This window comes from Neobacillus sp. GCM10023253, assembly GCF_042653105.1.
GTDB classification, from domain to species: Bacteria; Bacillota; Bacilli; order Bacillales; family Cytobacillaceae; genus Neobacillus; species Neobacillus citreus.
In genome coordinates this window covers 671,631-698,457 of the sequence record NZ_JBHSHV010000003.1, presented here as the reverse complement: position 1 = coordinate 698,457, position 26,827 = coordinate 671,631, and the positions used below count along the sequence as shown (strand labels likewise).

The following is a 26,827-nucleotide window of genomic DNA, read 5'->3' as shown; positions in this document are numbered from 1 at the left end:
ATCAAAAGTTCCTTTCATTATTTATAAAAAAGCCAAATTAGAAATAGTCAAATGATCCTACTTCCAATTTGGCTTGTCAAAGGTCTAGGTGTACTAGTTCATTTTCACTATTTCATATGATAATAGTCCATTAATCTTATTATAATATTAATCTTAATAATTTTGATTTTCAATCCTAATATTGCAATTTAAAACATTGGTAGATTGGGAAAACTTTGTTTTTTCACAAAATATTCCTACATATTCTTTTTTCTTCGCTCATAAAATGGACAAGAAAGGCATGTCCAGGGAGGTAAAACAGTGAATGGTATGAAGAGTATTTTTAGAGATTATTTCTTTTAAATAATGAAAAAAACAGTATTAATTTACCTATGTTTGCTTTTTGGTGCAACCTTGCAAGGATTGTCAATGTCCCTGTTTTTATTTCCCCATTCCATCCCTTCCGGCGGTGCGGCAGGACTGGCCATCTTAATGAATTATTGGTTTGGTTTATCGCTTGGCTTCTCCCTATGGCTGGCCAATATTGTCTTCTTACTTTTTGCGCTAAAATATTTTGGCTATACATGGACATTTCGAACCATTCTATCAGTCGCTACAACCTCTACAGTTGTTAGCGTGATTACAACCCAAATACCACATCATCACGTTCATATGGTGTTTGATATGGTTTGCGGCAGCATCTTTTTTGGCATCGGCGTTGGCCTTTTGATTCGTGCAGGGGCATCAAGCGGCGGGATGGTCATTCCTGCGCTAATGATTGCCACCTATAAAAATTGGAGTCCAGGAAAAGTGATGATGGGCATCAATATGATGATATTTTTATTAACCGGGTTGGTGATTGATTATAAAATTGTCGTGTACGCCATTGTTTGTCAATTCTTTTCAACCAATATTATTGATTTCATTTATGAATTAAGATTTAATCGATTACTTTTCCTCTCTGCCAATTGGCGAAGACGATAAAGAGGCTGTCTTGAATTGACAGCCTCTTTTTCATCAATTTCGTTAAATCTAAAAATACCTCGATAAAAATACAAATACTCGCTTACTTAGACACATCCAGATTAAACTGTAGAACAAAGAGAATAGGAAAATTGTTATGGAAGTTTTAAAATTAAGTATAGATGAAACTGCTGGCCCTAAAACAGGAAAACGAAGAACGTAAAGCAAAAACATAATTCCAATTGAGAGACCAAATCCGCCGGCCAAAGTGATAGAAATCCAACTTTTCCACAGCTTGAATGCGATTCCCAAGGAAAGTCCTAATAATCCTGTTGTAAAAGGAAAGACAAACAACTCGCTGGGCTGGATAATAGCCAATAGGAAAACGGTAATAACATAAGACATGAACCCAATCCTCAAAGATAACTTGGAAGCAAGAACAATAGGCAGTGTAGTTAACATACTGAAGGCATAGCCAATTCCCGTAAAAAATCCAGCGGCCTGCAGGATGGCTGCGCTTCCAGCAAGGAGAGATCCTAGTACTAATTTCGTTGTATTGGAGTAATTTTGAGTCGAAATGGATTGGGGATTTTGTCCTGACATATTATTTATTCTCTTTTTCACGGTAGCCCCCAAATAAGGTAAAGGAAGACCTGTTAAAGGATCTTCCTTTCCTTTAAATATTTTAAAATTTCTTTTACCGATTCCTCAATCGACATTCGACCTGTTTCAATAATGATTTCTGGATTGTCAGGAATTTCGTATGGGGAGGAGATTCCGGTAAATTCGGGGATTTCTCCAATTCTCGCCTTCCTGTACAAACCTTTAGGGTCCCGGTCTTCACAGATTTGAATCGGGCAATTCAAGAAAATTTCAATGAACTCCCCGTTTTCAAACATATTACGAACCTGCGCCCGGTCCTCAAGAAAAGGGGAAATAAAGGCAGAAGAAACGATTTGACCACTGTCCACGAATAGTTTTGCCACTTCCCCAATTCGCCGGATATTCTCTTTCCTATCACTAACACCAAAACTTAAATCTTTATTCAAACCATGACGAATATTATCCCCATCTAATACATAACTTCTAAAGCCTGCTTTAAAAAGTGCCTGATCTACAGCATTTGCCAGCGTAGACTTTCCTGAACCTGATAAGCCAGTAAACCAAAGAACGCAGCTTTTATGTCCATTCTCCTGATGCCGGTCTGTTTTTGTGATCGTTGATTGATGCCAGGTAAGATGATTACTTTTCCCCATTTCCTACACCTTCTAGTTTGTAGACTTCCCTCATCCCCTCGATAAGGATTTCAACGACTTCTGGGCGGCTGAATTCCTTTGGAGGCTGCTCGCCATTTTTGAGCATCCCCCTGACTTTAGTACCAGATAAGATGACATGATATTGCCTGTCATGCGGGCAGGTTTTTGCAGAAGCCATGTTCTCGCATTTTTTACAATAAAAGCTATGTTCAAAAAACAGCGGCTTGATGCCAAGCTCCTCTTCGGAAAAATGTGAAAATATTTTTTGGGCATCATAAGTGCCATAGTAGTTTCCTACCCCAGCATGGTCTCTTCCGACAATAAAATGGGTGCAGCCAAAATTTTTCCGGACAAGGGCATGAAAAATCGCTTCCCGCGGTCCGGCGTAACGCATCGCTGCCGGGAAAACGGACAGGAATACCCGGTTCTTTGGATAATAATTTTCAAGTAAGGCTTGATAGCTCTTCATTCTGATTTCGCCCGGGATATCATCTGCTTTTGTCTCACCGACAAGAGGATTAAGGAACAGCCCGTCAACCGTTTCCAGCGCCGACTTTTGAATGTATTCATGAGCCCGGTGTACCGGATTACGCGTTTGGAACCCTACAACTGTTTTCCAGCCTAATTGCTGGAACATTTCCCTTGTTTGTAAGGGGTCCAAATAAAAATCCTCAAACCGGCCTTTTTCGGGCCTTTTTATAAGTGTGATCGGTCCAGCCAGATAAACAGCGGGACGTTCAAAAAGTTTTTTTACACCGGGATGGGCAAGTTCCGTTGTCTTGAATACTTTTTCAGCCTCTATCCGTTTATCTGGTGAAAACTTTTCGGTTACCTTCATGACACCATAAACCTTGTCATTATGAATGAGGTTAATGGTCTCACCGATTGTTAATTCGGCCGCTTTGGTCTGGTGGACTGCCAGAGTAATCGGCAGTGACCACGGCAGTCCCGATACAAGCCTCATATCGTGTACAACCGACTCATAGTCGGCTTTTCCCATGAAGCCTTCAATTGGACTGTAAGCACCGTTAGCGATTAATTCCAAATCGCTTAATTCCAATTTATCGAGGCCAACATAATTGAGAGAATAGTCCACTACATAATCTAGATTGATTCGATTGACTAATTTCCCGCCATGGGGAATACTCTTGTTCAACGGTTTTACCTCCCAAAATTTCTTTATCTCTAAGTTAAATGGAGTCCGCACTCCGTTTTTGATTGTCCTGCCCAGCGACCCGCCCTCTGGTCACCAGAATCACTAACCGGCTGGGTACACGGTGCGCAGCCGATACTTGGATAACCGTTATCATGTAATGGGTTATAAGGCAATTTGTTTAAGTCGATGTAAGTCAATATATCATCCCAAGTCCAATGAATAAGTGGACAAATCTTGATATTTTGGAACTTTTCATCTTTATTGATGTACTGAGTTTTGCTCCTTATAGCCGATTGTTCCCTTCTCAGCCCTGAAATCCATGCCTTTACGCCCTGCAGCGCTTCCTTTAAAGGGGCAACTTTTCTTATCTGGCAGCACAAATTTGGATTATGACGCCAAAGCTCTTCACCGTGCTCCTTTGCCTGTTCCAATAAAGTTAGCTTCGGTTCGATCATTGTGATGTTTAATGATGGGTAGCGGTCTTTCACCTGATGTATTAATTCGTACGTTTCCGCGAAATGAAGGCCCGTATCAAGGAAGATGATTTTTGCCTGTTTGCTAACTTTATGAATTAAATCGATTAACACCATTCCTTCTGCTCCAAAGCTGCAGGCGTAAACAATTTCCTCGCCATCATATTCCTGATATGCCCATTTTAAAATATCGAAATAATCCCTGCTTTTCCCGCTAATTTCTGCTATTTTTTGTTCGTCCCAATTTTCATACGTTAGTATCGAAGCCATTCCCACCCCTCCAAATTGATTATGAATCCATCGTTAACGTTACAAAGGAGTTATTTTCCAATAATACTTTGTTCATCTCATCGATATGACCATGCTTTGAAAAGGAAATCATAGCTCGAATCCAACAGCCGTGGCCAAATACTAACATGTTTTTATATTCCCGATATTTCTCCAAGAACATGGAAATGCGTTTTTCAAGGTTATGAATGCTTTCACCTAACACGAGCTTGCTTGGGTTCTCTAACCAGGCTTCTCCGAATGCTTCAACTAGCATTGCCTTTGGCTGGCCTTCAAATGGGCCAAAATCCAATTCATCCAATAAGCATTCAGTTTCCGGCTGAAACCCATAATGCTGTGCTGTTTGTCGCGTTCTTTTTAAACTGCTGGCCAAAACAACTTCAAATGGAGCAAGACCATTCAACATGCCTTTGTTTTCGGCAATACCTTTGCGAAATTCCTCAGTTAACTGAGTAATTCCGATATCCCTTCTCCCTTGAAGCATATTGTTGTTATTCCATTCGGTAGGCAAATGGCGGATTAAGGTAATTTGCATTCCTGTGCCTCCAAATAAAATGTTTCACTTCTCAGACCGCAGCGCTGGGCCTCCAACATTAAAACATCCGAAAGCTTCACATTACCCAAATTTACATTAGGCCCAAGCTCCCTAATAAAGTACATTTGATGCTTTGCTGATGGCGCCTCGAAAATAATCCTATTCGGATCCAAATCTCTGACTAATTCCTGAATCAGGTCAGACTTAATCGTACCGCATGCTTCATAAATGCCGGAAGTCCCGGAATCGCGCCCTTCTGTAATAACGTATTGACAGCCGGCCTCAAGAAATTGCTTGATTTCTGCTCTCCATTCTGAAATGGGCATCTCTTTCTCGGTATCTTTTGAGCCCACCTCGGCAATCACGTTAAAATTATTTTTTAGCATATAAATCAATTCCAGCCTATGGTCAAGTGGAATATCCAAGGTCCCATTTGAAACTTCAACCCATTCAATCCCGAGTTCACATAAATAAGAGAGGTATTCCGGGATTTTGTTTTGGTAATAACATTTTTCAAATAATGTGCCGCCACAATAAGGCTTAATACCGTATTCCTTATACAGGTCCACCTTCTTCTTTAAATTGGGGGTGACATACGCAGAACCAATTCCAATTTTGGCAATGTCAATGATATGGCTGTAATCGGCCAATATATTCCTTAATTCTCCCATTGGAGTTCCAAAGTCGGCGACAGAGGTTAACCCATAAGTTCGACTGCCGGAAGTCCGTTCAGGAAGTGTTAAAAAATCCATAGGCATTACGCCTCCTCTTTTTTTCTAGGATAGATTATTCAAAAACTAGGTGAATGTGTAGATATTGGGCCTATTCCTCAGAAATTAGGCATTCGCCTTGTATAAACTTATGTCCCCAGTCAAACAATAAAAGAGCTTATTTAAACGATAGGGGTGCACTCCATTGCCAAAACAAAAACACAAAGGCATGACGATTTTTGCAATTGGTTCAATCCCGATGATTTTAGTCTTAGGAAACTCAATGTTAATCCCAATCCTCCCGAAAATGAAATCGGAGCTAGATATTTCTCAATTTCAGGTAAGTTTGGTTATATCGGTGTTTTCGATTGCAGCTGCAATTTCGATTCCGGTATTAGGGTATTTTTCTGATCGTTTTTCAAGGAAAGCGGTCATCATTCCATCCCTCATTTTATATGGTATCGGCGGGCTTTTAGCAGGTGCTTCAGCAGCGTGGTTTGGCAGCTCCTATACTTGGATTCTTGCCGGCAGGGTCATGCAAGGAATAGGCGCAGCGGGGACAGCACCAATTGCCATGGCGTTAACAGGAGATTTATTTAAGGGCGGAGAACAAAGTAAGGTATTAGGGTTAGTAGAAGCATCAAACGGTTTTGGCAAAGTTATTAGTCCAATCATCGGCTCATTATTGGCCCTCATTTTCTGGTACGCCGCCTTCTTTGCCTTTCCGATTTTCTGTTTCTTATCAGTGTTATTGACCATCTTTTTTATCAAGGAAAAGAAAACAAAAAAAGAGCCGCCGCCAGTTGGAAAATATGTAAAAGGCCTTGTTTCCGTTTTTAAAACTGAAGGACGCTGGCTTTTTGCCGCTTACTTGACTGGAGCAGTATGCTTATTTACCTTGTTTGGCATTTTATTTTACATTTCAGATATTCTTGAAAAGGACTATCAAATTGATGGAATATTAAAGGGGGCTATCTTGGCCATCCCACTTTTATTTATGACCACAACCTCTTACATCACTGGAAGTAAAATCGGTAAGAGAATGAAGCTGATGAAAGCACTGATTATTATTGGACTTCTCTTGATGACCGGCTCATTTGCATCGTTAATTTTCACTAAAAAGCTGATTCCGTTTTTTTCTGTACTTGTTATAAGCAGTATCGGAACAGGGCTTGTGCTGCCTTGCATTAACAGCTTTATTACCGGCTCAGTTCCGGCAGACAGGAGAGGATTCGTCACCTCCTTATATGGCTCCGTCCGTTTCTTAGGCGTCGCCATAGGGCCGCCTATCTTTAGTAAACTAATGGATTGGTCTCGGTCCGGAATGTTTTTAACGACGGCCGGTTTAACCCTTATTTGCGCTTTACTATGTATGGTATTGATTCATGTGGCGAAAAAAGAGTCTTCGAAGGAAAAGGAAAATGATACGCTATTTGAAAAATTGCAGTTTACGTAAGGGAGCTGAAAACAGTGCAAATATATTTTTCACCTGAAGTCATCACTCCTCATTTTCAGGTCCTAAATGTTGTCGATTCCACCAATAAAGCCGTCGGCAATGTTGCCTTCTTATTTGATGAGAAAAAACTGTTCGTATATGGAATTTTGGAAGAGGAGGGGGTCGGACTCGACTTTAAGGATCTTGTTACCCCTTATATCAAAGGGATGACAAAAGCGAAACCAGGGCTTGATATTTTCTCTTGTTTATATGTTGGCTGTAAGAAAATTAAATTGAGTGAGGAAGAAGAAGAAAAATAAATGAAAACTCACCGATTGGCGAGTCCGATAGGACGAAGACAGAGGCGTAGTTGAATTTATGCGTTAAGAAAATTTAGGGGAATTTTCTTATTAGCTAATATTTTTCGCAAAAGAGGGCCATTGTCCTCTTTTTTATTTGAATAAAATGGGCTGACAAGGCATTTGACTACTTCATATTTTATTGATGAAATGCAGTTTAGAGATATTGGAGTGTTTGCCTATGAGTGTCGGCATCATTATCATGGGGCTTTTCATTGGCTTTATGGTCGGATTAACTGGGGTTGGCGGAGCTGCTCTTTTAACACCAATCCTCATTTTATTAGGAATCAGTCCTTCGATAGCGGTTGGTACAGACTTATTTTATAACTCGATTACAAAGCTATTTGGTTCCATCCAGCATTGGCGGCAGAAAACCATCAATCTTAAACTTGTTAAGTATCTTGCCATCGGCAGCATCCCCAGCGCCCTTTTAGCGGTTGGACTGCTTCATTTATTTGATTCCTTTTTCCATAACCAGGAGCAGATTATCAAGCATGCCCTTGGATATGTACTTATTTTGGTTGCAGCGGCCACCCTGTTTAAAACATTTATGAAGAAGAAAATAGAATGGAACCCTATGCAGCTAAAACCTCTGGAGGAGAAAAGGGCCTTAACCATCACAATTGGAGCGGTATTAGGCTTTATTGTCGGGTTAACCTCGATTGGTTCCGGTTCATTATTTGCCATAGCCATGCTTTACTTATACCGGATGAATTCGTCTGAACTGGTTGGAACAGATATTGCCCATGCATTTTTGTTGGTTACCGCTGCAGGTTTTATGCATGCTGGAATTGGCAATGTTGATTATTTATTAACTCTAAATTTGTTGTTAGGCTCCATCCCCGGAGTTCTAATCGGAAGCACGTTATCGTCAAAATTCCCCGCAAAACCATTACGAACAATCATGGCCTTGATGATTTTATTTAGCGGTATAAAATTAATCTAATAGCAGGATGTCCCATAAAGAAACACGGCTTTTATACCGTGTTTCTTTCCTCATTCAAGACGTATTAGCTGGTTTAGTTTCCTTCTTTTTAAGAACCGTTCTTTTCAAAAGGAGGAATAAAATAACAATGGATCCTTCCAAAAAGATTCCGAGTGAATTCCATGCATAAAAGGAAAAATGGATATGTTCCATGCTGTTTTTAAACAATAGAATCGATAAATACCCGAGTGTAAACGCAATCGGCAGAAGAAATTTATTTGTATTGGATTTATAGAAATAACTAAAACAAAAATTAATCACATACATTAGAAATGCTACTTTGCAGAAGAAAACCGGAATCCAAACTGACACAATGACTAAATCCAGCCGGTCAAGAAAATCAGTTAAGTTGATTTGCTGGACAAGTACGTAGGTTGGATAGGCTGCTTCACGGACTATTTTTGTTCCTAAAACCGAGATGTTCAAAATAAGAAGTACCAAAAACAGAAACACACCTAAAGCCGTACCGGTGATAACTGCTTTTCGGGCTGCTTTTAGCGGATTAACATTTGCAATGATCAGAATGAAAAAAAACAGCTCCCCTATCCAGGAGAAAGATATAAAAACAGATTTCGTTAATGCTTTAAATGATTGCAGGCCAGGAAGCGGCTGCAAATTTCCCGCATCCAGTTCGTTGAGCAAAAGAAATGGCAGAAAAAGGACCACAATGATGAAAATAAAAAAATGGATGGCATTAATTCTTGCAATCACCTCTATTCCAGCCATGCTGATATAAATGATGACCAAGGTCGATAGAACCATTAACATATTAATAGGGGTGTTTGGCAAAAGTACGGATGCCACAAAATCAACAAGCGCCCGTAAATCACGTACAAAAACAAATAGAGCTAAAAAGAAAAATAAAATGATGATCCCTTTTTCCAATAGGCTCCCTTTCTTTCCGATGGCAAAGAGATGTTCAAATCGTTCCACCTTCCCTTTCTTTCCAAAAATCAGATAAATGATCAATATTAAAAATGGAAATGAAAGAATCGGGACAAGCCAAGCGTTCTGCCGTCCCGTATGAACGATAATTTGCGGCAGGCTGATAACGGCTGCACTCATAATAAAGTTTGCAATTAGAAAGATTAACTGAAGATTGGAGATTTTTTCCTTCATATGTTCACAACCATTCTTGACAGCCTTCCAAAGGAATCATTTAAAAATGTAGTAACACTATTTAAAGAAAGATGCAAACCCGTCAAAACAGTGCATCCGACAGTTAACATAATGAACAGGAACACCCACTTACGCTCTTTTTTATCAATAATTTTCGCCTTGAAAATAATCACAACATAAATGGTAAGAGATAACCAAACAATTGCTATATCCATATGTTAGTTCCTTTCCACATTCCCGGTATTCGTTGTTCTTTGAATATCGGCGTCCACCTTAACCGTTACCTTTAAGTGAGGCAGCATCGATTTCCAATTCTGCTTCCACTCATGCTCCCATTTTTGATGATGACGTTTAAATAAAAACCATCCGAATCCATAAATATCTATACCTTGTGTATGAGCACGTTTCAATATTGAATGGATATCATTCTTTATTTTCTCTTCCATATTTTCAATAATTTTGTTATAGGTTGCTGGGTCTTCGATTCGTAAATTTGCTTCATTTTCCACTAGATGCCCTGTTACCCTGACGGAAATGGCAAATTCAGGGTTCCCATTCACTATTTTTAAGTTTGGGTGGACACTATTTTCGTTAATATGAACTGTCATTTCCTTATTTTTCGAAACGGAAAAAGAATAGCTTTTCTTTTTCATCCGTTCGAGCAGCCATAAGATGCCGTGAGATTCCCTTTTACTTGTAAAGAAGGAAAGCTTGTCAGCCTTAAACACAGCAAATCTGCCCATTAGTACCTCTTTTCCATCGCTTTCCTTTTTTAATGTCCCAGTTGGTTCAACCATCGGAATGATCAGAGACTTTCCTTGCCGGTCTAAATTTTGCAGGACATCCATCACGGTCAAGTTCGCACCTGCTTTGGCCATTTCCCGCATCGCTTCAGCGGACGATAGTTCCATTCGCGGCTGGGCTTTTAACATTTTAACAGCCTCTCCTTTTGAAACAATTAGAAAGGTTGATAATCTTGACTGAGGCTGGGTAAAAACAGCATTAAGAATTTCCCTTATTCCTTCTTTTGCCTGATCCTCACCAATTACCAAGACCCTGCGGTGAGCAAAATAAAGCTTTCTTGATAATCTTGCCTGGATGTCTTCAACACCTTCCCTGATGTTTCGTCCGGTCCCGGTTGCGATAAGAAAAGGCCCCTCACCGCTAGTCCCGCCGCCTCCCCCGCTCGAGCCAGTTCCGCCTAAAGAGCTTGGCAAAGGTACCTGCACAGAAAAACGGTATTGCTGCTTCGGGCCCTTATCAACTCCCGTTCCAACTACAAATGCCAAATCGTTTATTTCCGTTCGATCCCAACAGCCCGTTAGTGGTATGAGAAGGAACAGGATCAATAATAAAATCCGGGCCTTCTTCATGATGGACTCCCTTCTTCGCCAGCCTTGGGAGGGCTAGGCATTAAATGATCAGCTTGTCTGATTACATCCTCTTTTACCAACTGATTTGGTCTCTCGTTCATTGCCCACCATGGGACCCTGATTAAGGTATCCTTTAGAGCTTTAAATGACATTGGGGCGATAGGCCAAAAATATGGAATCCCAAATGATCGTAGTTTGCATAAATGTGTCAATATAATCAAGAATCCCAATATCACACCAAACAGCCCAAACATACCGCCGAGAATCATCAGCGGAAAGCGGAGCATCCGTACAGAAATGGACATATTGTACCTTGGAATTGTGAATGATGCGATACCGGTAAGCGCAATCATAATAACCGTTGGCGCGGAAACAATTCCGGCTTCTACCGCCGCCTGCCCAATAACCAGGGCACCAAGAATCCCTACTGCCTGTCCGACAATTTGCGGAAGTCGAATTCCCGCTTCCCGCAATGCTTCAAACGCCAATTCCATAATCAGCGCTTCTACAAACATGGGAAACGGTATGGCTTCCCGGCTTGCGGCAATTGATAAAAGCAGCGAAGTGGGAATCATCTCCTGATGATAGGTGGTTACAGCGACATATATACCCGGTAATGTGATGGCAATAAACACGAAGGAAATTCTGAGCAGCCTTAAAAAAATAAAAATATGAAACCGATCGTAATAATCTTCACTTGACTGAAAAAACTGCCAAAAGGTTGCCGGCAAAATTAATACAAAAGGTGTCCCGTCAACGATGATGGCAATTCTGCCCTCGAGGAGGTTGGCGGCCACTGTATCAGGTCTCTCGGTGTTTTGGATTTGGGGGAACATGCTCCACGCACTGTCCTCAATGAACTCTTCAATATAGCCGCTTTCTAATATCCCATCGATTTTTATTCGCTCAATCCTTGAGAGGACTTCTTCCACTAATTCCGGGGGCGCCAAACCTTCCACATACAAAATGGCTAAGTTCGTTTGCGTTTCTTCCCCGACGTCTTTTGAAAGAATTTTTAATCGATTGGAGCGGATCTTATGACGGACCAGAGCCGTGTTTACCCTTAATATTTCGGTAAACCCTTCACGCGGTCCGCGGACGGCAGATTCTGTTGTGGGCTCTGAAACCCCTCTTCGTGCCCCCCCTTTAGCATCGAAAATAATCGCCTTCGTCAGCCCATCAACCAATAGTACGGTATTGGCTTTCAATACGTTGCTGACCACTTCATCCAATTTGATTGTTTCTGATACAGAACTGATCGAAATAACTCTTTCTGTCAAAAACTCTGCTGTAATCCGGTTTACTTCATTTTCTTCTATTAGTTGTTTTAACCCATGAAGTTCAATGGATTTCGTATCTACAAAGCCATCTACAAACAGCAAACAGGCATGGACGTTGCCAGCAATCACCGGTCGGAAGACAACATCAGTACAATCCTGAAAGAGTTCTTTTAAGATCTCAATGTTGACCTGTAAGTCAGCCTGGATCTCCTTATGAGTCTCATCACTTGATAGTGATTTTTCTTTAGAGGATTTCAATTTTTTTAATTTCTTCATTGGAGTCCTCCGTGTCGATAATTTTGGCCGTGGATATTCCAAAACCATTTTTAATATTACCCAGTAGTTGAAAATTATCCCTTTTGGTATTTTTAAAAACTTGTCCTTGTATACGGATTGTCTTCATATAATGAGGATGACTAACTGTTTTCAGGGGGTTACATATGTTTATTTTTATTGAAAAAGCAGTTTTGGCCATGGCTATGCTGAGGGTCTTGTCTGGCAGTATCGAAATATTTGCTGCTGTGCTGATGATAAAATTTAATTCAATTGAAAAAGCACTTATCGTTAATAGTTCCCTTGCACTGGTCGGGCCAGTGATCCTCATATTGACAACCACCATCGGCGTTCTTGGAATGGCAGGGGGAGAATTATCGATTGTAAAAATATTGTGGATCTTTTTTGGGGTAAGCTGTATTTTAATTGGGGTGAAATGGTGACTAAAAAGGGAGATTACTGGCTGCTCTGCCGCTCCTTGATGAGTAAAAAATAACCTACTCACGTTTAAGAGTAGGTTATCCTGCTATTATTCCAACGGATTCCTCAGTAACTTTTTATCCTTCTAATAAAAGAGAGTGAGGATCTTCCAATAATTCTTTTACTGCTGCCAGGAAGCTGACAGCTTCTTTACCGTCGACAATTCGATGATCGTATGAAAGAGCGATATACATCATGGGGCGGTTTTCCATTCTTTCTGCATCAATGGCAACCGGCCTTGTTTGGATTTTATGCATGCCGAGAATACCCACTTGCGGGCTATTCAAAATCGGTGTGGACATTAATGAACCAAACACTCCGCCATTTGTAATCGTAAATGTTCCGCCTTGCAAATCATTTAAAGTAAGGGCGTTATCACGAGCTTTTTTACCAAGAGTGCTGATTTCTTGCTCGATTTCGGCAAAGTTTTTCTGGTTGGCATTACGGACAACCGGTACAACCAAACCCTCTGGGGCGGCTACGGCAATTCCAATATCATAAAACTTTTTAAGAATCAATTCATCGCCTTGAATTTCAGCATTTAACAGTGGGAATTGTTTTAAGGCTGAAACCACGGCTTTTGTAAAGAACGACATAAACCCTAGTCGAACACCATGTTTTGCAAGGAATGCATCCTTCCTCTTATTACGTAAATCCATAATGGCGGACATATCAACTTCATTAAAAGTAGTTAACATCGCAGCTGTATGCTGGACTTCCACTAAGCGCTTAGCGATCGTTTGACGGCGGCGTGACATTTTTACACGTTCTACTGGTTTATCAAACTCAACATCTATTTGTTGTGCTGGTGCCGTTTTTGGGCTTGCCTTTTCCACTTTTGGAGCTTCCGGTACTGCCGGTGTTTGCGTATGTGCTTTCACATCATCCGGACGAATTCTGCCAAGCGGGTCACTGCTGTTCACTTGGTGTAAATCAATTCCCAACTCTCTTGCCAATTTTCTTGCCGCTGGTGAAGCAATCGGACGGGCTGCTATAGATAGTTCCGGCTCAGGATGGCTGATTGGTTGATTGGTTGTTTCTTGTGCCGGTTTTTCCGGTGCTGCTGTCGGAGCAGCCGGAGCAGCTCCCTCAGCTGCATTCTCTTCGATAATGGCAATTACATCGCCTACTTCTACTGTATCGCCAGGCTCTTTTAATAGCTTAGTGATAACCCCTGAGTCTTCGGCATTTAATTCAATATTCACTTTGTCCGTTTCCAACTCTACGATACTATTCCCCTTGGTGACTTTGTCTCCAATATTAATGAGCCATTGTGAAATGGTTCCTTCTGAAATGGATTCCGCAAGCTCTGGTACTTTGATTTCAATCATGTGTCAAATCCTCCTGAGTATTTTGTTAAGTCTCCTATTAATTTCTATTTTGCAAATGATGTGGCTCTATTGGACATTTCGCATGGCATTCCCAAGTGTTTTGTCCGATAAATCGTTTCCTATTGGACAGTTTCCTCTGAATTCACCAGCGGATTGTCCTTTAGAACTCCTCTATTGGACAGTTTTCTCTGAATTCACCAGCGGATTGTCCTTTAGAACTCTTCTATTGGACAGTTTCCTCTGAATTCACCAGCGGATTGTCCTTTAGAACTCTTCTATTGGACAGTTTCCTCTAAATTCACTAGCGGATTGTCCTTTACTTCTATTGGACAGTTTCCTCTGAATTCACCAGCGGATTGTCCATTAAAGCTTTGCTAATAGACTTTTTTCATTTTCAGCGTGTAACAAATTGTGTTTCTTGTTTCTGTGTATCTACTAGACTCTCAGAATTTAATGCCTGTTGGACAATGCGTTCTTGTTCCATTTTATGAACGAGTGGATCTCCGCCTGCTGTGCTTGAACGGTATTGGCGGCCAATGTAACCGACGGACATTCTGCCTTCTGCAAGTTCAAATAAGGTTGGGGCAATATAATGCCACGCTCCCATATTTTTCGGTTCTTCCTGCACCCAAACGATTTCCTTCAAGTTTGGATAACGCTTGATAATTGCTTCTATTTTTTCGAATGGGAATGGATACAATTGTTCAACACGAACGATGTGTATCTCATCCAAATTTCGATTTTCTTTACTTGAGTCGATTTCAACTGCCAAATCAATGGCCATCTTACCCGTTGTTAACACTAATCGTTTTACTTTATCTGTCGCTTTTCCGAGCTGCGGCTGTTCGATCACCGTTTGGAAACTGCCTTCGCTGAGAGCGGAAGCAGGAGAAGCGACCTGCGGGTGACGGAGCAGACTCTTTGGTGTCATAATTACCAATGGGCGAACAAATTCTGAACCTAAAGTGGCTGCCTGACGGCGTAAAATATGGAAATATTGGGCCGCACTTGTCAGGTTGGCAACAGTCCAGTTGTTTTCAGCTGCCAGCTGTAAGAACCGTTCAGGTCGAGCGCTGGAGTGCTCAGGGCCTTGGCCTTCATAACCGTGTGGCAGAAGAAGAATTAACCCTGATTTTTGCCCCCATTTTGCTCTTGCTGATGACACAAATTGATCGAACAAAGGTTGTGCCGTGTTAGCAAAGTCTCCATACTGCGCTTCCCACATGACAAGTGTCTCTGGTGCAAATACATTATAGCCATATTCATAGCCTACTACTGCAGCTTCTGATAGCGGGCTATTATGAACCGCAAACGAAGCGTTTGCCTGCTGAAGTTGGTGCAGTGGTGAATATGTTTCGTTTGTTTCTTCGTCATGAAGAACAATGTGTCGCTGTGCATACGTTCCACGCTCAGAATCTTGGCCCGTTAGGCGGATCGGTGTACCTTCTTGTAACATCGTAGCGAAGGCCAGTACCTCTGCTACTGCCCATTCCACTTTCCCGTTCTCTTCCAATGCTGTTTCCCGGCGCTCAAGAATCCTCTTTAGCTTTGGATAAACATGGAACCCTTCCGGCCAATTCAGCAGTTCCCGATTTAATTCTTGAAGAGTATCAAGCGGTACTTTTGTTTCCAGCGGTGGAATTCCTTTCGCTATAACACCCGGAACCGCTGCTTCTGCCGGTGGTTCACCCTGCTTCTTCTCTGATGCTTTGTCATACTCAGCCTGCAATAGTTCCTGCACGCTAAGATCGATTTGTTCAACTTCTTGTTGATTTAGAGTTCCGTTAACTAACAGTTGAGTAGAATACAATGCTCTTACAGTTGAATGCTTGGCGATTTTTTTGTACACCTGTGGCTGGGTAACCGCAGGATCGTCCATTTCATTGTGGCCAAATCGGCGGTAACCGACTAAATCAATCACAAAATCCTTTTGGAAACGAACACGGTATTGATAAGCAAGGTGAACAGCTGCCAGACATGCTTCTGGATCATCTGCATTCACATGGACAATCGGAATCTCAAATCCTTTTGCTAAGTCACTGGAATATCGAGTTGAACGAGAGTCGTGGCTATCTGTCGTAAAACCGACCATGTTATTCGCAATAATATGGATGGTTCCTCCTGTTCCGTATCCTTTTAATCCACCTAAATTCAAAGTTTCCGCTACAATTCCCTGGCCTGGAAAGGCTGCATCGCCATGGACCAAAATCGCAAACGCTCTTTTAACATCCTGCTCCGGATAACCTGGTTTCTTTCGTTCCTCTTGGGCGGCCCTGGCAAAACCTTCGACTACCGGATTGACAAATTCAAGATGGCTTGGATTATTCGCCAAGGTAATACGAGTGCGAACGGTACCAGTGCCTTCAACGAATCGATTGCGTCCTAAATGGTATTTCACATCCCCTGTCCAGCCCTCGCTAATGTCGACTAAATCTGCTGACGGACCTTGTTGTTTGGCGTGGGAGTGCTGAAATTCAGAGAAAATCTTGCTGTATGGTTTTTTTAACACATGTGCGAGAACACTTAAACGTCCGCGATGCGCCATCCCAATTGCAACGTTGCGGACTCCTTCTTCAACACCTTCACGCACTGCTTCATCAAGCATTGGGACAAGCATGTCTACACCTTCAATGGAAAATCTTTTTTGACCAACGAAGGTTTTGTGTAAAAATTGTTCAAATCCCTCAACTTCTGTCAAACTCTTTAACAGGTTTGTTCGTTCTTCTTTAGATAAGGAGCGTTGTAAGAAACCCGTCTCCACCATCTGAGTCAGCCAAATTCGTTCCTCCGAATCACTAACATGCGTAAACTCGTATGCAAGGGATGATGTATAGCGTTCCATTAAACGGTTCATGGCATCAAATGCGGTTTCAACATCTTCCGGTGCCTCTTCCCAAACCAATTTAGCTGGTATCGCTTTCAAATCCTGTTCACTTATTCCATGTTTTACAGGATTGAACAACTCTTGACCCTTTCGATTCTCCTCCAAAGGATTTATGTTTGCTGCCAAATGGCCATTTGTACGAATGTTTTCAAGCAGTTTAGCCGCTTTCATTACTTTCTCTATACTTGCTGAAGGAAGAGCAGGTACATTTTCAACGGTTTCTTTTATTTGAATTGTTTCATAGGACAATGGTGAGCCCCATTTAATGAAAAGCTCTTTTAATTCTTGATCAACGGATTCTTCTCCGTTCGTGAACCGTTCATATTGTTCAATTACGTATCCAAGGTTCGGACCAATAAATTTTTTCCATGGATTTGGTTGGTTGTCCTTTACTCCCATTTACAATACCCCCATGATTCAGTTCTGATGTTTTATATTTAAATAGATAAATAGTAATAATTATCAATTGCCTATGGATAAGGATAATGTAATAATTGAAATAAATAAAATGCTAAAAAATTATATTTTATTATAAAAATTATTTATATCAGATAGATAGGTGGAACAATGGATTATCGCGATTGGGAAATATTGAAGGTACTATATAATCAAAAAAATCTAACGAAAACAGCTCGTCTATTATTTCTGACTCAACCTGCATTAACGAGCCGATTAAAACATATGCAAGAAGAACTGGGTGTTAAAATCGTAACCCGTGAAAGCCGTGGTGTACATTTTACCCCGCAAGGAGAATATCTTGTCCAATGTGCCGAGGAAGCACTGGCCCATTTTCAAAAAATCAAAGAAAATGTCCAAAGTATGAGTAATAACGAAAAGAATGAAGTGGCAGGTACGTTGAAATTGGGGGTATCCAATTATTTCGCGAATAATGAACTTCCTTATCTTTTAAAATTATTCAAAAATCAATATCCTCATGTGGAATTCAAAGTGATAACAGGATGGAGCAGAGACGTAACACAGCTCATTCACAATAAGGATGTTCATATCGGTTTTGTTCGAGGAGACTATGGCTGGAGGGGGTTATCGATCCATCAATTATTTGAGGAAACCATCTGCATCGCTTCTACGAAGCAGATTGATATAACGGATCTTCCTCGTCTCCCGAGAATTGATTATAGAGGGGATTACTTATTAAAATCAATAATTGATCATTGGTGGGCTGAAAATTATGCGGAAGCACCCTTTATCAGTATCGAAGTGGACCAAGTGGATACGTGTAAAGAGATGGTTATAAATGGTTTAGGCTATGGCATCTTGTCCAGCAGGGTACTTGCCGGAATAGAAGACTTATACAAAATTCCATTAACGGATCAAGAAGGAAGTCCTATCTTGCGAAGAACTTGGATGTATTACCATAAGGAATCTATGGAATGGAATGTTGTCAATGCATTCGTCCATTTCATCGAAAATTTAGATTGGAAAAATCATTAAAAAGACATGTTCAAGATAAAAAGATTCAGACTAATTTGGTCTGAATCTTTTTATCTTACGGCCGATTTGCCGGCGGTTTGTCGGCACCATCATACCATTCAAAATATTTAAGGGCGAATTCCTTTCCGGATTTCACAAGTGCTTCTTTTCTTTGGCGGTCAAGGTCAAAATCTGTTGTCTTAACGCCTAAAGTGTCGATATAGATTGTTCGTTGCCAATCATCACTATGCAGATGCTGATTTTCTTGGACCTCGAGGATTGTTTCAACCAAATTCCACATGTAGGAAAATAAATTCTCAATTTCATGGCGCGGCGGTTCGGATTGATCCCGGAAAGCAGCAATTTCTCCGGCTGAATCCAGACGAAATCCAAGCGTTTCCTTATTAAAAACATAAATTTAACGTTGATTAATCAATTCTTTTCTATTAAAAATTTTAAAATCATTTGCTATTTCATAGTAGGCAGGTGTTATTTTTTTTAGTTGTTCCATTGTGATTTCATCACTCATTTCCACTAACCAAAGTTGCTGATCTCGAAATTTAAAAACGGCGTACTCTGTGATAATCGTATCAACTCTTTTTTTAGCAGTAAGTGGGTACGTGCATTCACGGAGTATTTTTGGCTCTCCTTTTTGATTCAAATGTGTCATCGCTGCAATTACCCTTTTTGCCCCGACTACTAAATCCATAGCGCCGCCAACCCCAAGCACGTCTTTTCCTGGTATTGCCCAACTTGATATATCACCTTGTTCCGATACTTGCAGTGCTCCAATAACGGTTGTATCGATATGACCACCCCGCATCATTCCAAAAGAGATAGAACTATCAAAATAGGACACATGAGGCAAAACTGTTACCGGAGCTTTTCCGGCATTAACTAAATCAGGGTCGATTTGATCCGGACTAGGGTCTGATCCCACCCCAAGAATCCCATTCTCCGAGTGGAGCGTCACCAGACCTTGTGGAAGATAATCAGCAACTAGAGTAGGAATACCAATTCCAAGATTCACGATGCCTGATGTTAATTCTTGTGCACAACGCCATGCAATATACTCTTTCATTGATTTTCCCATTACAGCTCCTCCCTTTGAACCACAATATCTACAAATGCAAAAGGAGTGACAATCGATTCTGGATCAAGCTCACCTATTTCAACGATTTCTCCTACTTCAACAATTGTAAGATCAGCTGCCATTGCCATGATTGGATTGAAATTTCGAGCGGACTTCCTATATATGAGATTACCGGCCTTATCTGCTTTATACGCCTTTATTAGGGCAATATCGGCAAATAAGCTTTGTTCAAGAACATATTCCCGCCCATTGAAGATCCGCGTCTCTTTCCCTATTGCAAGTTCTGTCCCAGCTGCTGTCGGAGTGTAAAAGGCAGGAACTCCTGATCCGCCTAAACGAATAGCTTCCGAAAAGGTTCCTTGTGGTAATAATTCAATTTCTATTCGGCCTTCCCGATAAGCCTGTACTACCTCTTTATTGGTAGTAAAATACGACCCAATCGCTTTCTTAATCCGATTTTGTTGAAATAGAACATTCAAATTCGTCTCTTTTGTAATATTGTTGCTAATGATGGTCAGATCTTGAAGTTCCGTTCTATCGATTACTCCTTGCAGTAAATATTCCGGAACCCCTGTTGCACCAAATCCCCCTACTAACATGGTTGCACTCTTAGGAATTTGCTTTATCGCTTCATCGACTGAAAGAAATTGGACATTCGTCTTAATTGGATTCTCCAACTCAGATTGCAAATTTCATTCCCCATTTCATTAACAAGACCACTCTGACCTAGAGTGGAAAAGTTAGATAATTTTAAAATTTTAGATATTTTTAATTTTAAAATAATATACGATTTGAGTCAATCGGATATCTTTTAAAATAATATATGATTTTATCGAATCATATATTATTTATCTAAATCATATATTTTTTATTGACAATATTCAGAAATTTAATTATATTTTCAAATAAGAATAATATTTTTATAGTTAAAATAGAGATGAATCGGAAATGCGATTCAGAAGTACGTACTTTCGGCAGAATTAAGTGAAGGAGTTGATATATTCTAGTTTTTAACAAACTTTAACAAATAAAATTAACTGGTTAGCAGCGAGGCTGGCCCATAACATTATTTTACAGACTTTTAAGTCGGTATCAGCAATCATGCATCTAAGATTTTTTGGGCTCTGGACAAATTACTTATTTAATTGGGGGCTAGATAATGCAAAATGCACAAAAAATTCAAGTAAGCAATGATGGTGGCGCACCTTATGAATTACAAAAGCCTAGCAAAATGGAAATCTTCGGCTATGGACTTGGAGATTTCGGCTATATTCTATTATGGACGATAGTAGGTTCGTTTTTATCGTTTTACTACACTGATGTAGCAGGTATATCGGCTGGAGTCGTTGGTACAATCATGTTATTTGCACGGATTTGGGATGGTGTTACCGATATTGCCATGGGGGTTGTTGTAGACAAAACAAAATCAAAACATGGCAAGGCACGTCCTTACTTACTTTGGATACCTATCCCTCTCGCTCTTTCAACGATATTTTTATTTACCGTTCCTGATTTCGGAATGAACGGTAAGATTGTGTATGCGCTAATCACTTACAGTTTATTTATTTTAATGTATACGATGTTAACAATTCCTTTTAAGACATTGCTTGGGTTAATCACTCAAGATCAATATTCCCGTTCACTGATTGGTGTCGTGGGCGCCCTTTTCATTCAGTTTTCCGCATTGGTTGTAAATGTTTCCACCCAGCCGCTTGCTAGTTCAATAGGCGGACAAAAGGGATGGACCATTTCAGTAACTTTATTCAGCATCCTATCAGTCATTATGCTTTTTTTCACATTTCGCTTAACAAAGGAAAGAGTCGGAGATACAGGTACCTTTAATAAACAAAAGAAAGCTCCTTTTTCCATCACAATGAAAGCGTTATTAAAAAATAAATATTGGAGATTGGTAACTGCCTTTTGTATTATTTATTACATTCTTCTAGGTCTCGGAGGCTCTGAACTTTATTATGCTTCTTATGTTCTTGGCAGCCCGTCATATTTTTCCATCATCAGTATGGTCAAAACAATACCAGGTCTAATAATTCTTTTCCTAATAAGTCCATTCATCAAACGCTTCGGGAAGCGAAATACTGCCATTTTGGGTGCAGCACTTGTTGTCTTGTCTGCTTTGATAAAATTTATTGACCCTTATAGTTTAACTTTCTTTTTGACTGGCAGCATGTTTTACGGTATTGCCAAAGGGCTTTTTTCAGCAACAGTTTATGCAATGATTAATGACACCGCAGAGTATGGAGAATGGAAATCCGGAATACGTACAACTGGTCTTGTAAATAGCAGTGCAAGTTTCGGGATGAAAATAGGGACAGGTGTTGGAGCAGCCATGGTTGGCTGGTTACTAGCCTTTGGAGGATATGTTGGGAAGGCTGCAGAACAATCAGCATCGGCACTTCAAATGATTTTCGTTCTAAATATTCATCTTCCCCTTATTATTGGTGTATTTCTACTCATTATCTTATCGATGTATAAATTGGATAAGCTTTATCCAGAGATTATTGCTGATCTTCAAAAGCGTACATAAAAGTGCTTAAAGTAATAAAAAAAAGTCCCCACGATTGGGGACTTTTTTCTTACTTCACTTATACTTAAATTACTTTTTACTCCAATTTAAGAACCTGCTAAATATCCATCGACCTGACAATTTCAGTTATTTTAGGAATTACCTCGAGTAAATGATTTTTAGTCAGTTGTTCAGCTAATTCTCCATCGCGCTCAGAAATCGCCTTCAAAATTTCTTTATGTTCATTAAGAGATTTTTGCGTTGTCTCTTTATCCTGATAGTAAATTGGATACCTTGCCGCTAAACTAGTTATATCTTTAATCATTTTAACGAGCATTTGATTATTACAATGACTATATATGGAATTATGAAAGGTTTCGTTTATATGAAAATACCCTTCTAAATTTTCCTCTTCACAAATTCCGATTGACTCCTCTATGATAAGTTCCAATTCTTTTATATGAGCATTTGAGATGTGTTCAACAGCAAGTCTTGTTGCTAATGATTCAAGATTGGCGCGAATTTCAAAGATTTGCCTTACTTCATCTTCCGTTAAGCTAGTCACTGTTGGCCCTGCATGGGGATGCAATTTAACATATCCTTTTTGGGCTAGTCTCTGCATAACCTCGCGTACTGGAATTTCACTCACATTAAATTCTTTCGCGATTTGTGAAATGACTAATCTTGAACCAGGGCGAAAGACTCCCTTAACAATTTTCTCATGTAATTGTATATATACTTTATCGGTCTTTGTCATAGACATTGTCTTTGCCCTCGCGTTCTATAATAAATACTCGTTTTCAATATTAGAAAAATACTTGTTTTCACAACTATTATACAAAAATTTGTACAAAAGTAATATAGATGTAATCGGAGATTTACAAAGATTAATGAACCAATTAAGACGACTTATTTACTGTTATTTGTTATGTGGTAAGGAGTTTGGATGAAAGTATAAAAGTCCAACAGGCAGCAGCTGTTGTAAAACCGCTTTTCCTATTGGACTTTTTTAACATTTTTAGATAGCCCAATCACCATTTCGGAAGATTGGTACGACGGTACCGTCTTGTTTGATGCCGTCTATATTCATTTGGTTAGAGCCTATCATGAAGTCCACATGAACAGTTGATGTATTCATCCCGTTTTGCTGAAGCTCTTCCTGGCTCATTTTTGTTCCGCCTTCAATCGTCGTCGGGTAGGCCGAGCCGATTGCCAAGTGGTTCGAAGCATTCTCATCAAATAGAGTATTAAAGAAAATAATCCCAGATTGAGAAATCGGTGATGGATCTGGCACAAGAGCGACTTCACCCAGACCTGTTCCGCCTTCGTTGTCGAATACCAGCTTCTTGATGGCATCTTCACCTTTTTCAGCAGTGATATCGACAATTTTCCCGTCTTTAAAATGGACTTCAATTCCTTCAATTAACGTCCCCGCATAACTTAATGGTTTAGAACTGCGAACTACCCCATCCATGCGGCGTGTATCAGGAGCCGTGAACACTTCCTCCGTTGGCATGTTGGCGATAAATTCTTCTCCTTTTGGGTTTTGGCTTCCCGCACATGCCCAAATATGGTTTTTCGGCAGGCCGAGCGTTAAATCGGTGCCAGGTGCCGTATAGTGAAGTGAATCAAATTGGATTTCATTTAATTTATCAGCTTTTTCATTCAATTTGTCTTTATGCTGGTCCCAGGCAGATATCGGGTCTTCTTCGTATACACGGCAGGTTTTAAAAATTTGATCCCAGAGGGCATCAACCTGTTCCTCAGGGGTAGCCAAATCAGGGAATACCTTGGCCGCCCATCCTGCTCCGGCAGCAGCAGCAACTGTCCATTTTAAATCATCATTCTGGGTCGCTTTACGTTGGGCATGGAAGGCCTTACCAGCAACCTTTTGATACTCCGCAACTTTTGCCGGGTCGACTTCATTCAACAAGCCCGGATCGCTTGAAAGAACGGAAAGACGGCTGACACGGTGGTTTAATACGTGGTCTTCAGATTCCTGAATTTCATAGTCAGGAATGCTGGTCAACACTTCCACCGGTTGATGCAAGTAATGTTCTTTTGTAATTTCATCGTCAGACCATTTGATAATTACCTTTTCAGCCCCCAAGGCATAAGCCTCTTTCGTGATATGGCGGGCTAAAGGCGCCTGATCAACGTTAATGGTCATTTTCACCCAATCACCAGGCTGAACATTGATTCCCTTCGCCACTAAAAGCTTTGCATACTTATGTAAGTTCTCTTCAAAATTAGGCAGCACTATATATTTACCTCCCGAAATTTTTTGTCTCGATATTATAGTAGCATAATTGGGAGAAAAAGATGCAACTGGGGAATGTGCAGCTGTTGGCACGCCGGCATTTTAATTGATTTTTGCTATCAGGTTCTTATTTTTTTAAAATAACTGCAAACTAACCAAAAACTAATGGTGAAATTTTAAGCAGATTTTTTGAATGTTACATAATATCTTGTTACAATATGATTATGTAACATGGATTAAGGAGCGTTTAGCATGGAATATGTTGAAGCATTAAGAGATGTTAAGCAAATCAATGCAATTAAGAAATATTTGAAAAAGCATTCCGAGCGTGATTATCTTCTCTTTGTATTTGGCATTAATACTGGGTTAAAAATTACCGAAATGCTTGAAATTAGGGCGTCCGATGTTTTAGAGAATGATCACACAGCCAAGAATTTTTATCAGTATTCACACCTCGATACTATGAAGGAGGTTTACCTTAACCAAAAGGTCAAAAAAGCCCTCCTCCATTTTGTCCAAACCAACCAACTGGACACGGGAGACTATTTATTCAAATCCAACAAAACAGAAAAGCCTATCACTCGCCAACAAGCCTATCGAATCATTCATCAGGCTGCTGAAGCCATTGGTATTGAGGGGAAAATCGGGACCAATTCAATGAGAAAAACATTTGGATATCATGCGTATAGACGCGGGGTGGCCATCTCCCTTTTGCAAAAACATTTTAATCATTCAACCCCATCTGAAACTCTAAAATATCTTGGCATCTCTAAAGAGGAGAAAATTAAAACTGAAATTGATGTAAATTTATAATGTCAAACCCGCTTAATCCATGAAACAAATTTTTAAGAGGAGGAATCAAAAAATGAACGTTCGCGAAATTGAACTCCCGGGAATTGGGAAAAAATTTGAAGTCATCACCAAAAGCAAGGATAAAATTGTGGTGATTATTCACGATGACGGCAGAAGGGATATTTATTATTTTGATCAAGATGATTACGAGGAGGCAATCGCCAGCACAACATTTGATGATGCCGAAGCCCGGCAGATTGCTGCAATCATTGGCGGAATGACGTATGCGCCAAAGGCATTGGAAACGATTGAAATGGCCTTTGATGAATTGGTTATAGAATGGTTTAAAGTGCAAGACGGGTCGGAAGCAGCGGACCAAACGATCGGGCAGCTCAATATCCGTCAATCCTATGAAGTCAATATCGTCGCTATCATAAAACAAAAGAATCACAAAGAAATTCATACCCCTGGACCTGAAACACTTTTAGAGGAAGGTGATACCGTGATCGTATCCGGACAGCGGAAGCAAGTAAAAATGTTCGTAAAAGAAGTTCTCACAAGAAGGGAAGGGTGATACTAGATGACTAACACTTTACTTTTTGAAGTCGGAACAGCTCTGGTCTTGGTTGCCTTAACCGCCTTCCTGGCAAACAAATTAAAATTCTCCTTCATCCCATTTCTCATCCTTTTAGGGATGGCACTTGGCCCCCATGCCCCTGAAATTGGTATATTTGATTTCACATTTATTGAGAGTGCAGAAATCATCGAGTTCTTCGGGCGCATTGGTGTTTTGTTTTTATTATTTTATTTAGGAATTGAGTTCTCAGTCGGAAAATTAATACGCTCTGGGCGTTCTATAGTTGTCGGCGGGACCATTTATGTAGCGATGAATTTTTTCCTTGGCCTGATTTACGGGTTCGCTACAGGATTCCCGATTATGGAAACGTTAATCGTTGCCGGACTCTTAAGCGTTTCTTCAACTGCCATTGTGGCAAAAGTGGTTGTTGATTTAAAAAGAACAGCCAATTCCGAAACAGAATTGATTCTAGGGATCATTCTTTTTGATGATATATTCCTGGCGTTATTCCTCTCTGTCATGTCGGGCCTCTTGTTAGGCGGCTCAACTACTATATTTGGTACCATCATATCGGTTCTCATTTCTCTCGGTTACATGCTGCTATTTTTCGTTATCGCCCGTAAAGGTACCCCGGTTCTAAACAAACTGTTAGATATTAAATCGAATGAAATCTTTATCCTCGTCATCTTTGCGTTGCTGTTTTTTGTAGCAGGATTTTCTGAAAAACTCCATGTCGCTGAAGCGATCGGCGCTTTATTATTAGGTTTAGCCCTTTCAGAAACAAAACACCGGGAACGAATCGAGCATTTGGTTATTCCCTTTAGAGACTTCTTTGGAGCCATCTTTTTCTTCAGTTTTGGGTTAAGCATTGACCCATTTAGCTTAGGCGGGGCAATATGGCTTGCTCTAGGTGCCGTGATTCTCACAATCATTAGCAACTTTGTAGCTGGAATGATTTCCGGGAGAAAAGCAGGTTTATCACACAAAGCTTCCTCCAATATCGGATTGACAATCGTTTCAAGAGGCGAGTTTTCGATCATTGTTGCTAATTTGGGACTTGCCGGAGGGCTGATGCCTATTCTCAAACCCTTTACCGCAGTATACGTTTTAATTTTGGCAATCCTCGGACCGTTGCTGGCAAAGGAATCTAAGAATATATACAAATTTTTGAACAAGATATTCAAATGGGAGAACAAGGCAAAGAAACGGCTCACCCCTGTCCCACAAAAGTCAGTAGAGGATCAAAACAATACCTTTTAAAGGAGGCCTCATAA

27 protein-coding genes are annotated in these 26,827 nt (G+C 40.3%); 10 read left to right on the top strand and 17 right to left on the bottom strand.

Annotated features, from left to right (window positions below):
* Positions 1-345 precede the first annotated feature (345 nt).
* Positions 346-963: a YitT family protein gene (locus tag ACFPA1_RS03790; protein ID WP_213140525.1), complete on the top strand. Its 618-nt coding sequence runs from the start codon at positions 346-348 to the stop codon at positions 961-963.
* Between the two features lie 48 nt (positions 964-1,011).
* Here ACFPA1_RS03790 and ACFPA1_RS03785 read toward each other — a convergent pair whose 3' ends face one another.
* Genes ACFPA1_RS03785 through ACFPA1_RS03760 form a run of 6 tightly spaced genes read right to left on the bottom strand, consistent with a single transcriptional unit; the run spans position 1,012 to position 5,402 of the window.
* Positions 1,012-1,566 (bottom strand): hypothetical protein, encoded by a 555-nt coding sequence (locus tag ACFPA1_RS03785; protein WP_241113647.1) that lies wholly within the window; start codon positions 1,564-1,566, stop codon positions 1,012-1,014.
* A 32-nt stretch (positions 1,567-1,598) separates the two neighbouring features.
* Positions 1,599-2,198, bottom strand: coding sequence for an adenylyl-sulfate kinase (gene cysC, locus ACFPA1_RS03780; protein WP_213140526.1), 600 nt, complete (start codon positions 2,196-2,198; stop codon positions 1,599-1,601).
* Entirely contained in the window at positions 2,185-3,354 is a 1,170-nt protein-coding gene (sat, locus tag ACFPA1_RS03775) for a sulfate adenylyltransferase (protein WP_213140527.1), read from the bottom strand. The genes cysC and sat overlap by 14 nt, the downstream gene beginning before the upstream one ends.
* A 29-nt stretch (positions 3,355-3,383) precedes the next feature.
* Positions 3,384-4,097 (bottom strand): phosphoadenylyl-sulfate reductase, encoded by a 714-nt coding sequence (locus tag ACFPA1_RS03770; RefSeq protein WP_213140528.1) that lies wholly within the window; start codon positions 4,095-4,097, stop codon positions 3,384-3,386.
* A gap of 19 nt (positions 4,098-4,116) precedes the next feature.
* Positions 4,117-4,650, bottom strand: coding sequence for a histidine phosphatase family protein (locus tag ACFPA1_RS03765; RefSeq protein WP_213140529.1), 534 nt, complete (start codon positions 4,648-4,650; stop codon positions 4,117-4,119).
* Entirely contained in the window at positions 4,635-5,402 is a 768-nt protein-coding gene (locus ACFPA1_RS03760) for a phosphosulfolactate synthase (protein WP_213140530.1), read from the bottom strand. Before ACFPA1_RS03760 ends, ACFPA1_RS03765 begins: the two co-directional genes overlap by 16 nt.
* A 187-nt stretch (positions 5,403-5,589) precedes the next feature.
* Here ACFPA1_RS03760 and ACFPA1_RS03755 point away from each other — a divergent pair, with 187 nt between their 5' ends.
* The 3 genes from ACFPA1_RS03755 to ACFPA1_RS03745 all read left to right on the top strand — a co-directional run bounded on the left by ACFPA1_RS03755 (position 5,590) and on the right by ACFPA1_RS03745 (position 8,100).
* A complete protein-coding gene (locus ACFPA1_RS03755) occupies positions 5,590-6,816 on the top strand; it encodes an MFS transporter (RefSeq protein WP_338088249.1) in 1,227 nt (408 codons plus the stop codon).
* Positions 6,817-6,830: 14 nt separating this feature from the next.
* Positions 6,831-7,115 (top strand): hypothetical protein, encoded by a 285-nt coding sequence (locus tag ACFPA1_RS03750; protein ID WP_213140532.1) that lies wholly within the window; start codon positions 6,831-6,833, stop codon positions 7,113-7,115.
* Positions 7,116-7,335: 220 nt separating this feature from the next.
* On the top strand, positions 7,336-8,100 hold the full coding sequence (locus ACFPA1_RS03745) for a sulfite exporter TauE/SafE family protein (protein ID WP_213140533.1): 765 nt from the start codon (positions 7,336-7,338) through the stop codon (positions 8,098-8,100).
* A 54-nt stretch (positions 8,101-8,154) separates the two neighbouring features.
* On the opposite strand, the gene ACFPA1_RS03740 is transcribed toward ACFPA1_RS03745, so the two are convergent.
* The 4 genes from ACFPA1_RS03740 to ACFPA1_RS03725 are packed head-to-tail and all read right to left on the bottom strand — an operon-like array spanning position 8,155 to position 12,187.
* Positions 8,155-9,258, bottom strand: coding sequence for a GerAB/ArcD/ProY family transporter (locus ACFPA1_RS03740; protein WP_213140534.1), 1,104 nt, complete (start codon positions 9,256-9,258; stop codon positions 8,155-8,157).
* A complete protein-coding gene (locus ACFPA1_RS03735; RefSeq protein WP_241113648.1) occupies positions 9,255-9,473 on the bottom strand; it encodes a hypothetical protein in 219 nt (72 codons plus the stop codon). Before ACFPA1_RS03735 ends, ACFPA1_RS03740 begins: the two co-directional genes overlap by 4 nt.
* 3 nt (positions 9,474-9,476) lie before the next feature.
* Positions 9,477-10,631, bottom strand: coding sequence for a Ger(x)C family spore germination protein (locus ACFPA1_RS03730; protein ID WP_213140535.1), 1,155 nt, complete (start codon positions 10,629-10,631; stop codon positions 9,477-9,479).
* The gene (locus ACFPA1_RS03725) at positions 10,628-12,187 is read right to left on the bottom strand and encodes a spore germination protein (RefSeq protein WP_378581369.1); all 1,560 of its coding nucleotides are present in this window, start codon (positions 12,185-12,187) and stop codon (positions 10,628-10,630) included. Before ACFPA1_RS03725 ends, ACFPA1_RS03730 begins: the two co-directional genes overlap by 4 nt.
* Positions 12,188-12,351: 164 nt before the next feature.
* Here ACFPA1_RS03725 and ACFPA1_RS03720 point away from each other — a divergent pair, with 164 nt between their 5' ends.
* Entirely contained in the window at positions 12,352-12,627 is a 276-nt protein-coding gene (locus ACFPA1_RS03720) for a YqhV family protein (RefSeq protein WP_213140537.1), read from the top strand.
* A 114-nt stretch (positions 12,628-12,741) separates the two neighbouring features.
* Here the strand turns inward: ACFPA1_RS03720 and odhB are convergent, their stop codons facing one another.
* Positions 12,742-13,995, bottom strand: coding sequence for a 2-oxoglutarate dehydrogenase complex dihydrolipoyllysine-residue succinyltransferase (gene odhB / locus ACFPA1_RS03715; protein WP_378581366.1), 1,254 nt, complete (start codon positions 13,993-13,995; stop codon positions 12,742-12,744).
* Between the two features lie 394 nt (positions 13,996-14,389).
* Positions 14,390-17,278: a 2-oxoglutarate dehydrogenase E1 component gene (locus ACFPA1_RS03710; RefSeq protein WP_378581364.1), complete on the bottom strand. Its 2,889-nt coding sequence runs from the start codon at positions 17,276-17,278 to the stop codon at positions 14,390-14,392.
* 168 nt (positions 17,279-17,446) lie between these two features.
* Between ACFPA1_RS03710 and ACFPA1_RS03705 the strand changes: the two genes are divergently transcribed.
* A complete protein-coding gene (locus ACFPA1_RS03705; protein ID WP_213140540.1) occupies positions 17,447-18,331 on the top strand; it encodes a LysR family transcriptional regulator in 885 nt (294 codons plus the stop codon).
* Between the two features lie 55 nt (positions 18,332-18,386).
* On the opposite strand, the gene ACFPA1_RS03700 is transcribed toward ACFPA1_RS03705, so the two are convergent.
* The 3 genes from ACFPA1_RS03700 to ACFPA1_RS03690 all read right to left on the bottom strand — a co-directional run bounded on the left by ACFPA1_RS03700 (position 18,387) and on the right by ACFPA1_RS03690 (position 20,092).
* Positions 18,387-18,611 (bottom strand): hypothetical protein, encoded by a 225-nt coding sequence (locus ACFPA1_RS03700; protein ID WP_378581362.1) that lies wholly within the window; start codon positions 18,609-18,611, stop codon positions 18,387-18,389.
* A 117-nt stretch (positions 18,612-18,728) separates the two neighbouring features.
* Complete coding sequence (locus ACFPA1_RS03695) at positions 18,729-19,403, bottom strand: 3-oxoacid CoA-transferase subunit B (protein WP_378581360.1); 675 nt, start codon at positions 19,401-19,403, stop codon at positions 18,729-18,731.
* Complete coding sequence (locus tag ACFPA1_RS03690) at positions 19,403-20,092, bottom strand: CoA transferase subunit A (RefSeq protein WP_378581358.1); 690 nt, start codon at positions 20,090-20,092, stop codon at positions 19,403-19,405. The genes ACFPA1_RS03695 and ACFPA1_RS03690 overlap by 1 nt, the downstream gene beginning before the upstream one ends.
* Positions 20,093-20,562: 470 nt before the next feature.
* On the opposite strand from ACFPA1_RS03690, the gene ACFPA1_RS03685 reads away from it, so the two are divergent.
* Positions 20,563-21,945: an MFS transporter gene (locus ACFPA1_RS03685; protein WP_378581356.1), complete on the top strand. Its 1,383-nt coding sequence runs from the start codon at positions 20,563-20,565 to the stop codon at positions 21,943-21,945.
* A 97-nt stretch (positions 21,946-22,042) separates the two neighbouring features.
* Here the strand turns inward: ACFPA1_RS03685 and ACFPA1_RS03680 are convergent, their stop codons facing one another.
* A complete protein-coding gene (locus tag ACFPA1_RS03680; protein WP_378581354.1) occupies positions 22,043-22,687 on the bottom strand; it encodes a GntR family transcriptional regulator in 645 nt (214 codons plus the stop codon).
* Between the two features lie 255 nt (positions 22,688-22,942).
* Entirely contained in the window at positions 22,943-24,187 is a 1,245-nt protein-coding gene (locus ACFPA1_RS03675) for an aminopeptidase (protein WP_378581854.1), read from the bottom strand.
* Positions 24,188-24,436: 249 nt separating this feature from the next.
* Here ACFPA1_RS03675 and ACFPA1_RS03670 point away from each other — a divergent pair, with 249 nt between their 5' ends.
* From ACFPA1_RS03670 to ACFPA1_RS03660, 3 genes are read left to right on the top strand one after another with little or no spacing between them, the layout of a single operon-like run.
* Positions 24,437-24,997: a tyrosine-type recombinase/integrase gene (locus ACFPA1_RS03670; protein WP_378581351.1), complete on the top strand. Its 561-nt coding sequence runs from the start codon at positions 24,437-24,439 to the stop codon at positions 24,995-24,997.
* Positions 24,998-25,049: 52 nt separating this feature from the next.
* A complete protein-coding gene (locus ACFPA1_RS03665) occupies positions 25,050-25,550 on the top strand; it encodes a cation:proton antiporter regulatory subunit (protein ID WP_213140547.1) in 501 nt (166 codons plus the stop codon).
* Between the two features lie 6 nt (positions 25,551-25,556).
* Positions 25,557-26,813, top strand: a complete 1,257-nt coding sequence (locus ACFPA1_RS03660) for a cation:proton antiporter (protein ID WP_213140548.1) — start codon at positions 25,557-25,559, stop codon at positions 26,811-26,813.
* Positions 26,814-26,827 lie beyond the last annotated feature (14 nt).

Excerpts from the sequence above, each read along its gene's own strand:
- ACFPA1_RS03730 (WP_213140535.1), bottom strand. The coding sequence starts at position 10,631 with ATGAAGAAGGCCCGGATTTTATTATTGATCCTGTTCCTTCTCATACCA.
- ACFPA1_RS03790 (WP_213140525.1), top strand. The coding sequence starts at position 346 with ATGAAAAAAACAGTATTAATTTACCTATGTTTGCTTTTTGGTGCAACC.
- ACFPA1_RS03680 (WP_378581354.1), bottom strand. The coding sequence starts at position 22,687 with ATGTCTATGACAAAGACCGATAAAGTATATATACAATTACATGAGAAA.
- ACFPA1_RS03710 (WP_378581364.1), bottom strand. The coding sequence starts at position 17,278 with ATGGGAGTAAAGGACAACCAACCAAATCCATGGAAAAAATTTATTGGT.
- ACFPA1_RS03745 (WP_213140533.1), top strand. The coding sequence starts at position 7,336 with ATGAGTGTCGGCATCATTATCATGGGGCTTTTCATTGGCTTTATGGTC.
- ACFPA1_RS03720 (WP_213140537.1), top strand. The coding sequence starts at position 12,352 with ATGTTTATTTTTATTGAAAAAGCAGTTTTGGCCATGGCTATGCTGAGG.
- ACFPA1_RS03685 (WP_378581356.1), top strand. The coding sequence starts at position 20,563 with ATGCAAAATGCACAAAAAATTCAAGTAAGCAATGATGGTGGCGCACCT.
- ACFPA1_RS03765 (WP_213140529.1), bottom strand. The coding sequence starts at position 4,650 with ATGCAAATTACCTTAATCCGCCATTTGCCTACCGAATGGAATAACAAC.
- ACFPA1_RS03755 (WP_338088249.1), top strand. The coding sequence starts at position 5,590 with ATGACGATTTTTGCAATTGGTTCAATCCCGATGATTTTAGTCTTAGGA.
- odhB (WP_378581366.1), bottom strand. The coding sequence starts at position 13,995 with ATGATTGAAATCAAAGTACCAGAGCTTGCGGAATCCATTTCAGAAGGA.
- ACFPA1_RS03770 (WP_213140528.1), bottom strand. The coding sequence starts at position 4,097 with ATGGCTTCGATACTAACGTATGAAAATTGGGACGAACAAAAAATAGCA.
- ACFPA1_RS03670 (WP_378581351.1), top strand. The coding sequence starts at position 24,437 with ATGGAATATGTTGAAGCATTAAGAGATGTTAAGCAAATCAATGCAATT.
- ACFPA1_RS03760 (WP_213140530.1), bottom strand. The coding sequence starts at position 5,402 with ATGGATTTTTTAACACTTCCTGAACGGACTTCCGGCAGTCGAACTTAT.
- ACFPA1_RS03700 (WP_378581362.1), bottom strand. The coding sequence starts at position 18,611 with ATGTGGAATTTGGTTGAAACAATCCTCGAGGTCCAAGAAAATCAGCAT.
- ACFPA1_RS03665 (WP_213140547.1), top strand. The coding sequence starts at position 25,050 with ATGAACGTTCGCGAAATTGAACTCCCGGGAATTGGGAAAAAATTTGAA.
- ACFPA1_RS03735 (WP_241113648.1), bottom strand. The coding sequence starts at position 9,473 with ATGGATATAGCAATTGTTTGGTTATCTCTTACCATTTATGTTGTGATT.
- ACFPA1_RS03740 (WP_213140534.1), bottom strand. The coding sequence starts at position 9,258 with ATGAAGGAAAAAATCTCCAATCTTCAGTTAATCTTTCTAATTGCAAAC.
- ACFPA1_RS03725 (WP_378581369.1), bottom strand. The coding sequence starts at position 12,187 with ATGAAGAAATTAAAAAAATTGAAATCCTCTAAAGAAAAATCACTATCA.
- ACFPA1_RS03695 (WP_378581360.1), bottom strand. The coding sequence starts at position 19,403 with ATGGGAAAATCAATGAAAGAGTATATTGCATGGCGTTGTGCACAAGAA.
- cysC (WP_213140526.1), bottom strand. The coding sequence starts at position 2,198 with ATGGGGAAAAGTAATCATCTTACCTGGCATCAATCAACGATCACAAAA.
- ACFPA1_RS03660 (WP_213140548.1), top strand. The coding sequence starts at position 25,557 with ATGACTAACACTTTACTTTTTGAAGTCGGAACAGCTCTGGTCTTGGTT.
- ACFPA1_RS03705 (WP_213140540.1), top strand. The coding sequence starts at position 17,447 with ATGGATTATCGCGATTGGGAAATATTGAAGGTACTATATAATCAAAAA.